Source organism: Streptomyces sp. enrichment culture, assembly GCF_964273255.1.
Classification (GTDB): domain Bacteria; phylum Actinomycetota; class Actinomycetes; order Streptomycetales; family Streptomycetaceae; genus Streptomyces.
The window spans coordinates 1687721-1699395 of record NZ_OZ186835.1 but is presented as its reverse complement, the minus strand read 5'-3'; the positions used below and the strand labels follow the sequence as shown (position 1 = coordinate 1699395).

Sequence of the window (11675 nt, the reverse complement as noted above, 5' to 3'; positions counted from 1 at the left end):
CCGTGACGTCCTCGGGGGAGCACCCTCACGCGGGGGAGCGGAGCGCCCTCACGCGGGGAGGCGGGGGCGCGGGGATGCGCGGACCCGGGGTAGCTCCGGGTCGAACCGGGGTAGCTCCGGGTGCGGATCCGGTGTCGGCGCCGCTGCCGGGCCCCTCACGGGGCGCATCCGACGGCACACGCGCCTCGTGCGCTCCCGGCACACCCCGGCCGCCCCGCACACCCAGGCCGCCCCGCCTGCCCCGGCGCCGCCCCCCGCCCGCGCCCCGAGGTGCCCCTCCGGTCCCGGTTTCTCGCTGTGGGCGTAGTCGGCGGCCCCCGGGAACTTCGCCGGTGCTCCGCACGCTTGCATACAGTGACAGGACCGGCAGGAACGGCGGCGTCGACGACCGCCTCCGCGATCGAAGGGACGTACATGCCCATGGGTCACACGGCCACAGCCCAGGCAGGCTCCGGCGGCCTGACAGCGACCGAGCACCGCCTGGCCAACGGCCTGCGCGTGGTGCTCTCCGAGGACCACCTGACCCCCGTCGCCGCGGTGTGCCTCTGGTACGACGTCGGTTCGCGCCACGAGGTGGAGGGACGCACCGGCCTGGCCCACCTCTTCGAGCACCTGATGTTCCAGGGCTCCGCCCAGGTCAAGGGCAACGGACACTTCGAGCTGGTCCAGGGCGCGGGCGGCTCGCTCAACGGCACCACCAGCTTCGAGCGCACCAACTACTTCGAGACCATGCCCGCCCACCAGCTGGAGCTCGCGCTCTGGCTGGAGGCCGACCGCATGGGCTCGCTGCTGGCCGCCCTGGACGAGGAGTCCATGGAGAACCAGCGCGACGTCGTCAAGAACGAACGCCGCCAGCGTTACGACAACGTCCCCTACGGGACGGCCTTCGAGCGGCTGACCGCCCTCGCCTACCCGGAGGGCCACCCCTACCACCACACGCCCATCGGTTCGATGGCGGACCTGGACGCGGCGACCCTGGAGGACGCCCGCCGGTTCTTCCGCACCTACTACGCGCCGAACAACGCCGTCCTCTCCGTCGTCGGCGACATCGACCCCGAGCAGACGCTCGCCTGGATCGAGAAGTACTTCGGCTCCATCCCCTCCCACGACGGCAAGCCCGAGCCCCGTGACGGCTCGCTGCCGGACGTGATCGGCGAGGAACTGCGCGAGGTCGTGACCGAGGAGGTGCCCGCGCGTGCGCTGATGGCCGCCTACCGGCTCCCGGAGGACGGCACCCGGGCGTGCGACGCGGCGGACCTGGCGCTCACCGTCCTGGGCGGCGGCGAGTCGTCGCGCATCTACAACCGGCTGGTGCGCCGGGACCGTACCGCCGTCGCCGCCGGGTTCGGCCTGCTGCGGCTCGCCGGGGCGCCCTCGCTGGGCTGGCTCGACGTGAAGACGTCCGGAGACGTCGAGGTGCCGGTGATCGAGGCGGCCGTCGACGAGGAGCTCGCCCGGTTCGCCGAGGAGGGCCCCACGGCCGAGGAGATGGAGCGCGCGCAGGCCCAGTTGGAGCGCGAGTGGCTGGACCGGCTCGGCACCGTCGCGGGCCGCGCCGACGAACTGTGCCGGTACGCCGTCCTGTTCGGCGACCCGCAGCTCGCCCTGACCGCGGTGAGCCGGGTCCTGGACGTGACGGCCGAGGAGGTCCGGGAGGTCGCCGCGGCCCGCCTGCGCCCCGACAACCGCGCGGTGCTCGTCTACGAGCCGCTCACCGCCGGGGACCAGGAAGCCGGCGAGACCGGAGAGACCGCCGCGGCCGCCGGCACCGACGAGAACGAGGAGACGGCGAAGTGACCGAGCTCGCCCCGATGGACTTCCACCCGCAGCCGCAGGCGGGCGACGCCAGGCCCTGGGCCTTCCCGGCCCCCGAGCGAGGCGCGCTCGGCAACGGCCTGACCGTGCTGCGCTGCCACCGCCCCGGCCAGCAGGTCGTCGCCGTCGAGGTGGTCCTCGACGCGCCGCTCGACGCGGAGCCGGCCGGTCTCGACGGTGTCGCCACGATCATGGCGAGGGCCTTCTCCGAGGGCACCGACAAGCACTCCGCCGAGGAGTTCGCCGCCGAACTGGAGCGCTGCGGCGCCACCCTGGACGCGCACGCCGACCACCCCGGCGTCCGCCTCAGCCTGGAGGTGCCGGCCTCCCGGCTCGCCAAGGGCCTGGGGCTGCTCGCCGACGCCCTGAGGGCGCCCGCCTTCGCCGACAGCGAGGTGGAGCGGCTGGTCCGCAACCGCCTCGACGAGATCCCGCACGAGCTGGCCAACCCCGCGCGCCGGGCGGCCAAGGAACTCTCCAAGGAGCTGTTCCCCGCCGACGCGCGCATGTCGCGCCCCCGCCAGGGCACCGAGGAGACCGTCGAGGGCATCGACGCGGCGGCCGTGCGCGCCTTCTACGAGCGGCACGTGCGGCCCGCCACGGCCACCGTGGTCGTCGTCGGCGACCTCACCGGCCTGGACCTGGACGCACTGCTCGGGGACACGCTGGGCGCGTGGACCGGCTCGCCGGGCCGGCCCCGGCCCGTGCCCGCGGTCACCGCCGACGACACCGGGCGGGTCGTGATCGTCGACCGTCCCGGAGCCGTCCAGACCCAGCTGCTCATCGGCCGCGTCGGCGCCGACCGGCACGACCGGGTGTGGCCCGCCCAGGTCCTCGGCACGTACTGCCTCGGGGGCACCCTCACCTCCCGCCTGGACCGCGTCCTGCGCGAGGAGAAGGGCTACACCTACGGTGTCCGCTCCTTCGCCCAGGTCCTGCGGTCCGCGCCGGACGGCACGGGCGCGGCCATGCTCGCCATCAGCGGCTCCGTGGACACCCCCAACACCGGGCCCGCGCTGCAGGACCTGTGGAACGTGCTGCGCACGCTCGCCGCCGACGGCCTGACGGACGCCGAGCGGGACGTCGCGGTGCAGAACCTGGTGGGCGTGGCGCCCCTGAAGTACGAGACCGCCGCGGCGGTCGCGAGCACCCTGGCGGACCAGGTGGAGCAGCACCTGCCCGACGACTACCAGGCCGAGCTGTACCGTCAACTGGCCGCGACCGGCACCGTGGAGGCCACCGCGGCGGTCGTCAACGCCTTCCCGGTCGACCGGCTGGTGACCGTCCTCGTCGGCGACGCGGCACAGATCAAGGCCCCCGTGGAAGCCCTCGGGATCGGCGAAGTGACCGTGGTGGCGGCCGACTAGGACCCCGCGGCGGCTTCCGCGCGCACGGCGCCCTGGTGGCGGGAACGTCACCAGGGCGCCCGTATGCCCGAATTGGGGCGGAGGATGCCTGTCTGCCCTGTGGTGTGCGCTACAAATCCCCCGATCCGTTTGATGATCGGGCGGCCTCCCGCATAGCTTCGTGCGGGCTGTTCGTCGGGCAGTGCGCCGCACCCGCGGCACCGGACAGCCATCGCCGAATCCCCGTACGGCGCGAGCCAGGGGAGCCGGGGACCCGCCGTCCCCCGGGGTGCATCGGACGCCCGCGCGTGCCGCGAGGGGGTCCGTAGGAGACCTTCCTGCTCCGAACCCTCCCCCAGAGCCCGGAGGGCCTGGGGGGACCCCCACCGCTGACCCGGTAGGCGAGAGGGAAGGAAAGGACCAGCCTGTACATGGCGTTCACCCACGCCGCCGGCAAGCACCGCCGCCCCAGCCGCGTCCGTCGCGGCACCGCCCGCGCCGCGGGCGTCGCGGCCCTCGCCGGTTCCGGTGTCGCCGGCTCCCTCGCGGCCCCCGCGATGGCCGCCGAGCCCGCCGCGGCCCAGACCGGCATCACCCCCGTCGTCACCCTCGGCGACACGGTCGCCGACCGGATCGACGCCCAGGCCGCCGCGCAGCACGAGGCCGCCCGCGAGGCCGCCGAGGCCGAGGCCCGCAAGGCGGCCGAGAAGGCCGCCCGCAAGAAGGCCGCCGAGGAGGCGGAGCAGGCCCGCGAGGCGCAGGAACGCGCCGCCCGCGAGGCCGAGCGTGAGCGCCTCGACGTGTTCGTCTCGCCGATCCCCGGCTCCTACGTGTCCACCGGCTACAAGACCGGCGGCGCCGTCTGGTCCTCCGGCAGCCACACCGGGGTCGACTTCCACGCCGCGAACGGCACCCCCGTGCAGTCCGTCGGCCGTGGCACGGTCGTCGAGGCCGGCTGGGGCGGGGCCTACGGCAACCAGGTCGTCATCAAGATGCACGACGGCACCTACACCCAGTACGGCCACCTGTCGTCCATCGGCGTCTCGGTCGGCCAGGAGGTCACGCCGGGCCAGCAGATCGGCCTCTCCGGCTCCACCGGCAACGTCACCGGCGCGCACCTGCACTTCGAGGCCCGCACGAGCGCCGAGTACGGCTCGGACCTCGACCCCGTCGCGTACCTGCGCGCGCACGGCGTCTCCCTCTGACACCCCTCCGGGCGCGGTGAGCGTCCGGAACAGCACGAAAAGCCCCGGCTCGGCGAGCCGGGGCTTTTCGCGTCGCGCACACGATGTCCGAAAAACAGGCGCGAATGTACTTGGGGCCTCAATGAATCCCGTGCATTGCTTTAGAGTCACGGAAAGGATGTCCGCCGAGGCGTTTCTCGGAAATGGAACCGGAGGTCGCTCATGCGTGTTCCCGCCCACTCCGTGTGCGCCGCGATCCGCGACGACATCGTCGCGGGCGTCCATGCGCGCGGAAGCCGGCTCACCGAGGAACTCCTGGCCCGCCGCTACGGCGTGTCCCGGGTACCGGTGCGCGAGGCGCTGCGGACGCTGGAGGCGGAGGGGTTCGTGGTGACCCGGCGGCACGCGGGCGCGTGCGTCGCGGAGCCCACCGAACGGGAGGCCGCCGATCTGCTGGAAATGCGCCTGCTCCTGGAACCCCTCGGTGCCGCCCGGGCCGCCCAGCGCCGCACCGAGGCCCACCTGAAGGTGCTGCGCGGACTCGTCTGCCTGGGGCAGGAGCGGGCCCGCCGGGGGAGCAGCGACGACCTGCGCTCCCTGACCGGCTGGTTCCACGAGACGCTGGCCCAGGCGGCGAGCAGCCCGGTGCTGGCCTCGACGCTGACCGGACTGCGGCACAAGATCGCCTGGATGTACGCGGTGGAGGAGCCGCCCGACCCCGTGCAGACGTGGACCGACCACGGTCTGATCGCGGACGCCGTGGTGCGCGGCGACGGCGAGCGCGCCCGGTCGGCCACCGCAGAGCTCCTGGAGCGGACGCGCCCGGCCCACCGGCTGCGCCCGCTGTCCGGTGCGGAGCCCGCGGAGCGTGTGAGGACCACGAAACATCCCGTCAACACTCCGAGCATGCCCGCTTAATACGAGCACGGTAAACAAAGGGCAGCTCTTTCACGGGCTTTTGTCATCCTGCCCGAAAGTGAATTCGTCTGCCTCGGAAAGGGTGCTTTCCGGGCCTCGGTGAAGGAGCGTCCCCGGCCAGCGGGAGGGGATCTCCGGCCTGGGAAAGGGGACTTCCCAGAGGATCTCCGGCCCGGGAAAGGGGATCTCCCGAAGGACTTCCCGGCCCGGGAACGGGAACGGGAAAGGGAACGGCCCACCCGGTCTCCGGGTGGGCCGTTCGTCGACACGCTTCGGCGCTCCGCCGTACGAGGCATCGCTGCGTGGTGCGCTCCGTGTCCGGTCCGGCGGCGGGCGCCGCGACCGTCCGCCCACGGGCGGCCGGACGGTCGCGGGCCGGTGCGTCAGACCGTTTCGGGCAGTTCCTCCAGGCCCTCGGCGACCAGCTTCGCCAGCCGGTCCAGCGCGGCGTCCGCGCCCTCGGCGTCGGAGGCCAGCACGATCTCCTCGCCGCCCTGGGCGCCCAGGCCCAGGACGGCCAGCATGGAGGCCGCGTTGACGGGGTCGCCCCCGGCCTTGGCGATCGTCACCGGGACGCCTGTGGCCGTGGCGGCTCGGACGAAGATGGAGGCGGGGCGGGCGTGAAGGCCCTCGGCCCAGCCGACGTTGACGCGGCGCTCAGCCATGTGATGCTGCCCTTCGCAGTTCAGGGTTGTCTAGACCAGTTTCCCACATCGTGAAGCGTGCCGGAGCGGCACCTGCTCCCGCTCCGTGCGCGCGGCCGGACCGCGGCCTCGGCCCTGCCCCGCGCCCCCACAGACTGCCTCGCGCCGTCGTCGTACGCGAGCCGTACGCTGGGGCCCATGCAGACCTCCTCGGACCGGCACGAGTATCCCGCTCACTGGGAAGCCGACGTGGTGCTGCGCGACGGCGGCACCGCGCGCGTCCGCCCCATCACCGTCGATGACGCCGAGCGCCTGGTCAGCTTCTACGAGCAGGTGTCGGACGAGTCGAAGTACTACCGCTTCTTCGCGCCCTACCCGCGTCTGTCCGCGAAGGACGTCCACCGCTTCACGCACCACGACTTCGTGGACCGGGTGGGACTCGCGGCCACCGTCGGCGGCGAGTTCATCGCCACCGTACGCTACGACCGGATCGGCGCCGACGGAACGCCCGCCTCCGCCCCGGCCGACGAGGCCGAGGTCGCCTTCCTCGTCCAGGACGCTCACCAGGGCCGGGGCGTCGCCTCCGCCCTGCTGGAACACATCGGCGCGGTCGCGCGGGAGCGCGGCATCCGCCGCTTCGCCGCCGAGGTGCTGCCCGCCAACACCAAGATGATCAAGGTGTTCACGGACGCCGGGTACACCCAGAAGCGCAGCTTCGAGGACGGTGTCGTCCGCCTGGAGTTCGACCTCGAACCGACCGACCGCTCCATGGCCGTGCAGCGGGCGCGCGAGCAGCGCGCCGAGGCGCGCTCCGTGCAGCGCCTCCTCGCCCCCGGCGCCGTGGCCGTCATCGGCACCGGCCGCACCCCCGGCGGCGTCGGGCGCAGCATCCTGGACAACATCCGGGACGCCGGGTTCACCGGGCGGCTCCACGCGGTCAACAAGGCCCTCCCCGAAGGGACGGACGACCTCGACGGGGTGCCCGCGTACCGCTCCGTGCGGGACATCGACGGCCCCGTCGACCTGGCGGTCGTCGCGGTACCCTCCGCCCACGTGCCCGAGGTCGTCGCCGAGTGCGGCGAACACGGCGTCCAGGGCCTGGTCGTCGTCTCCGCCGGATACGCCGAGTCCGGCCCCGAGGGCAGGGAACTGCAGCGCGCCCTGGTACGGCAGGCACGCACCTACGGCATGCGGATCATCGGCCCCAACGCCTTCGGCGTGATCAACAACGCGCCGGACGTCCGGCTCAACGCCTCCCTCGCCCCCGAGCCGCCCCGCCCCGGCCGCATCGGCCTGTTCGCCCAGTCCGGAGCCATCGGCGTGGCCCTGCTGTCGCGGCTGCACCGGCGCGGCGGGGGCGTCACCGGGGTCACCGGCGTGTCCACCTTCGTCTCGTCCGGCAACCGGGCCGACGTCTCCGGCAACGACCTCCTGCAGTACTGGTACGAGGACCCCGACACCGACGTCGTCCTGATGTACCTGGAGTCCATCGGCAACCCGCGCAAGTTCACCCGCCTCGCCCGGCGCACCGCGGCCGCCAAGCCGCTGGTCGTCGTCCAGGGCGCCCGGCACGGAGCGGGGCCCCGCGGCCACGCCGTCCGCGCGACCCGCCTGCCGCACGCGACGGTGTCCGCGCTGCTGCGCCAGGCCGGTGTGATCCACGTCGACACCATCACCGAACTCGTCGACGCCGGCCTCCTCCTCGCCCGCCAGCCGCTGCCCGCGGGCCCGCGCGTCGCCATCCTCGGCAACTCCGAGTCCCTGGGCCTGCTCACCTACGACGCGTGCCTCGCCGAGGGCCTGCGCCCCCAGCCCCCGCAGGACCTCACCACCGCCGCCTCGGCCGCCGACTTCCACGACGCGCTGGCCCGGGCACTGGCCGACGACACCAGCGACGCCGTCGTCGTCACCGCCATCCCGGCCGTGGGCGAGGGGTCGGTCGGCGACGCCGCCCTGGCCGACGCCCTGCGCTCGGCCGCCGCCGCCACGCCCGACAAGCCGGTCCTGGTGGTGCACGTCGAGCTCGGCGGCCTCGCGGAAGCCCTCTCGGCCGCGGCGAGCACGGCGCCGCAGCCCGCGGCCGGCCCGCCGCCCGTGACCCGCACCGCCCGGCCCGCCCCGGACGCCACCGGCACCACCCCGGTGCCCCCCGGCGGCACCCGTCCCGAGCCCCCCGAGGGCGCCCGCCTCATCCCGGCGTATCCGGCAGCCGAGCGCGCCGTCCGCGCGCTGGCGCACTCCGTCGAGTACGCCCAGTGGCGGCAGGGCGTCGCGGACCCCGGCAGGGTCCCCGGGTACGACGACATCGACGAGAAGGGGGCCGCCGCCCTCATCGACCGGCAGCTCACCAGCGGTCAGGGCCTCACCCTCGACCACCACGCGGCCTACGAGCTGCTCGGCACCTACGGCATCCACGTGCACCGCGCGCTGCCCGCCCCCGACCCCGATGCCGCCGCCGAGGCCGCCCGCACCCTCGGCTACCCCGTGGCCCTCAAGGCCACCGCCCCCCACCTGCGCCACCGCGCCGACCTCGGCGGCGTCCGCCTCGACCTCGCCGACGAGGAACAACTGCGCCGGGCGTACGCCGAACTGACGGAGCTGTTCGGCACCCCCGAGGAGCTGCGGCCCGTCGTGCAGCGCATGGCACCGCGCGGCGTCGACACCATCGTCCGGGCCGTCATCGACCCCGCCGCCGGCGCCGCCCTGTCGTTCGGCATCGCCGGGCCGCCCTCGCAGCTGCTCGGCGACATGGCGCACCGCCTGATCCCGGTCACCGACCGGGAGGCCGGATCGCTGGTCCGCGCCATCCGGACCGCGCCGCTGCTCTTCGGCTGGCGCGGCTCGGCCCCCGTGGACACCCCCGCGCTGGAGGAGCTGCTGCTGAGGGTGTCCCGGCTGGTCGACGACCACCCCGAGGTGGCCGCGGTCACCCTGGAGCCCGTCGTCGTCGCCCCGCACGGGCTGAGCGTGCTCAGCGCCTCGGTGCGCCTGGCCCCGCCGCCCGCCCGCGACGACCTCGGACCACGGACCCTCCCGGCGTACTGAGGACCGCCGGCCGTCCGTCCGGTGCCGGCGCCGGTGCCGTGACGAGGCCCTTCGGCCGTCCGCCCGGCGCCGTCCGAGGGCCCCCGGCCCGCCGCCCGGACGTCCCCGAGGCCCGGCCCGCCGGAGCGGTGCCACGCAGTCGGCGGGCCCCCGTAGGATGGGCGCATGGCCAAGACCAGTACGACGACCCAGGGGCTGCGGGCGGCGATCGAGCGCAGCGGCTACTACCCGGCTCTCGTGGCCGAGGCGGTGGAGGCCGCCGTGGGCGGCGAGCCGATCCGGTCGTACCTGGTCCACCAGGAGACGACGTTCGACCAGAACGAGGTGCGGCGGCACGTGACCGTGCTCGTCCTGACCGGCAACCGCTTCATCGTCAGCCACACCGACGAACAGGCCGCCGACAGCACCTCCCCGACGCCCTACGCCACCACGTCCACCGAGTCGGTCAAGCTGAGCCGCATCTCGTCCATCGTGGTCAGCCGCGTGGTCGCCAACCCGGAGTCCTACACGCCCGGCACCCTGCCGCGCGAGATCGTGCTCACCATCGGCTGGGGCGCCGTCGCCCGCCTCGACCTGGAACCCGCGGCCTGCGGCGACCCCAACTGCGAGGCCGACCACGGCTACACGGGCAGCTCCACGGCGGACGACCTGAGCCTGCGGGTCAGCGAGGCCGGCGACGGACCGGAGACGGTGCGCCAGGCCCTCGCGTTCGCGCAGGCGCTCTCCGAGGCGACCGCGGACCAGACGCGCTGATGGCGTACCCCCCGCACTCCACACCGCCCGCGACGCCCACCGGCTGGGCGGCCCACCACCCCGAGCCCCTGGCCCTGGACACCGCCCCCGTCCCCGAGTACGGCACCGGGTCGCTCGCCGACCTGCTGCCCACCCTCGCCGCGGGCATGGAGGTGCCCGGCACCAGCGCCGCCATCGCGGAACTCACGCCGGCCGACCGGAACTGCGTGTTCCTGATCGACGGACTCGGGTGGGAGCAGCTGCGCGCGCACCCGGAGGAAGCGCCCTTCATGACGTCCCTGCTGGCCGCCTCGCGCGGCGGCACCGGACGTCCGATCACCGCCGGCTACCCGGCGACGACCGCCACCTCCCTCGCCTCCGTCGGCACCGGCCTGCCGCCCGGCGCGCACGGCCTGCCCGGCTACACGGTCCGCAACCCGGACACCGGCGAGCTGATGAACCAGCTCCGGTGGCAGCCCTGGACGCAGCCCGCGGCCTGGCAGCCGTACCCCACGATCTTCCAGCTCGCCCACCGCGCGGGCGTCCACGCCGCGCAGGTGTCGTCCCCGGCCTTCGTCAACACGCCGCTGACGAAGGTCGCGCTCAGCGGCGGCACCTTCCACGGACGCCTGTCCGGTGAGGAGCGCATGGACCTCGCGGCCGAACAACTCGCCGCCGCCGACCGCGCCCTGGTCTACACGTACTACTCCGACGTCGACGGCGCCGGCCACCGCTTCGGCGTCGACTCCGACACCTGGCGCGGCCAGCTCATGTACGTCGACCGCCTGGTCCAGCGCCTGGCCGAACAGCTCCCCGAGCGCAGCGCCCTCTACGTCACCGCCGACCACGGCATGCTCGACGTGCCCTTCGACGAGGAGCACCGCATCGACTTCGACACGGACTGGGAGCTGAGCGCCGGCGTCGCCCTGCTCGGTGGCGAGGGCCGTGCCCGGCACGTGTACGCCGTGCCCGGCGCCGCCGGCGACGTGCTCGCCTGCTGGCGCGAGGTGCTGGGGGAGCAGTTCTGGGTCGCCTCCCGCGACGAGGCGATCGCGGCCGGCTGGTTCGGACCGCGGATCGACGACCGGGTGTACGGCCGCATCGGCGACGTGATCGCCGCCGCGCGGGACGACGTCCTGCTGATCGCCTCCGAGCGGGAGCCGAAGGAGTCGGCGATGGTCGGCAACCACGGTTCGATGACCCCTGCCGAACAACTGGTCCCCCTGCTCGAAGTACGCTCCTGAGGTCCGCCCCGCCGCAGCAGCCCCGTCACGTCCGCCACCGGACCCGCCCGACCCCCGCCGAAAGGTGCCCGCCCCCCATGCCCGAGCTGGTGTTCTTCTCCGGAACCATGGACTGCGGGAAGTCGACACTGGCTCTCCAGATCGAGCACAACCGGTCGGCGCGCGGCCTCGCGGGCGTCATCTTCACCCGCAACGACCGGGCCGGCGAGGGCAAGTTGTCCTCCCGCCTCGGCCTGGTCACGGACGCGGTGGAGGTCGGCGAGGGCGCCGACCTCTACGCCCACCTGGTGGACCACCTGTCGCAGGGCGGCCGCGCGGACTACGTGATCGCCGACGAGGCGCAGTTCCTGGCCCCCGAGCAGATCGACCAACTCGCCCGCGTGGTGGACGACCTGGAGGTCGACGTCTACGCCTTCGGCATCACCACCGACTTCCGCACCCGCCTGTTCCCCGGCTCGCAACGGCTGGTGGAACTCGCCGACCGGGTCGAGGTGCTCCAGGTGGAGGCCCTGTGCTGGTGCGGCGCCCGCGCCACGCACAACGCGCGCACGGTCGGCGGGGTGATGGTGGTCGAGGGCGCCCAGGTGGTGGTCGGCGACGTCACCGGCTCCGCCGACGAGGTCGGCTACGAGGTGCTCTGCCGCCGCCACCACCGCCGCCGCATGACCGCGGCCACGGCCCGCGCGGCCGCCCTGTCCCCGGACGTCCTGCCGGTACCGACCGTCTGACCGCCGGTCGCGCCGGTGC

At 74.3% G+C, this 11675-nt stretch carries 9 protein-coding genes; 8 read left to right on the top strand and 1 reads right to left on the bottom strand.

From position 1 onward, the window contains the following. The first annotated feature begins 414 nt into the window (after window positions 1-414). From ACSU53_RS07255 to ACSU53_RS07240, 4 genes are all read left to right on the top strand, one after another. Complete coding sequence (locus ACSU53_RS07255) at window positions 415-1797, top strand: M16 family metallopeptidase (protein ID WP_437025713.1); 1383 nt, start codon at window positions 415-417, stop codon at window positions 1795-1797. Further along, window positions 1794-3182, top strand: coding sequence for a M16 family metallopeptidase (locus ACSU53_RS07250; protein WP_437025711.1), 1389 nt, complete (start codon window positions 1794-1796; stop codon window positions 3180-3182). Before ACSU53_RS07255 ends, ACSU53_RS07250 begins: the two co-directional genes overlap by 4 nt. Window positions 3183-3592: 410 nt before the next feature. Then, entirely contained in the window at window positions 3593-4366 is a 774-nt protein-coding gene (locus ACSU53_RS07245) for a M23 family metallopeptidase (protein ID WP_437025710.1), read from the top strand. A 201-nt stretch (window positions 4367-4567) separates the two neighbouring features. Continuing rightward, window positions 4568-5263 (top strand): GntR family transcriptional regulator, encoded by a 696-nt coding sequence (locus tag ACSU53_RS07240; protein ID WP_437025709.1) that lies wholly within the window; start codon window positions 4568-4570, stop codon window positions 5261-5263. A 383-nt stretch (window positions 5264-5646) separates the two neighbouring features. On the opposite strand, the gene ACSU53_RS07235 is transcribed toward ACSU53_RS07240, so the two are convergent. Then, window positions 5647-5928: an HPr family phosphocarrier protein gene (locus tag ACSU53_RS07235; protein ID WP_362096304.1), complete on the bottom strand. Its 282-nt coding sequence runs from the start codon at window positions 5926-5928 to the stop codon at window positions 5647-5649. Between the two features lie 177 nt (window positions 5929-6105). Between ACSU53_RS07235 and ACSU53_RS07230 the strand changes: the two genes are divergently transcribed. The 4 genes from ACSU53_RS07230 to ACSU53_RS07215 all read left to right on the top strand — a co-directional run bounded on the left by ACSU53_RS07230 (window position 6106) and on the right by ACSU53_RS07215 (window position 11656). After that, window positions 6106-8952: a bifunctional acetate--CoA ligase family protein/GNAT family N-acetyltransferase gene (locus ACSU53_RS07230; protein ID WP_437025706.1), complete on the top strand. Its 2847-nt coding sequence runs from the start codon at window positions 6106-6108 to the stop codon at window positions 8950-8952. A gap of 165 nt (window positions 8953-9117) precedes the next feature. Continuing rightward, entirely contained in the window at window positions 9118-9705 is a 588-nt protein-coding gene (locus tag ACSU53_RS07225) for a DUF5998 family protein (protein ID WP_437025705.1), read from the top strand. Continuing rightward, a complete protein-coding gene (locus tag ACSU53_RS07220; protein ID WP_437025703.1) occupies window positions 9705-10928 on the top strand; it encodes an alkaline phosphatase family protein in 1224 nt (407 codons plus the stop codon). The genes ACSU53_RS07225 and ACSU53_RS07220 overlap by 1 nt, the downstream gene beginning before the upstream one ends. 77 nt (window positions 10929-11005) lie before the next feature. Next, the gene (locus ACSU53_RS07215) at window positions 11006-11656 is read left to right on the top strand and encodes a thymidine kinase (RefSeq protein WP_432054639.1); all 651 of its coding nucleotides are present in this window, start codon (window positions 11006-11008) and stop codon (window positions 11654-11656) included. The last annotated feature ends 19 nt before the right edge of the window (window positions 11657-11675 follow it).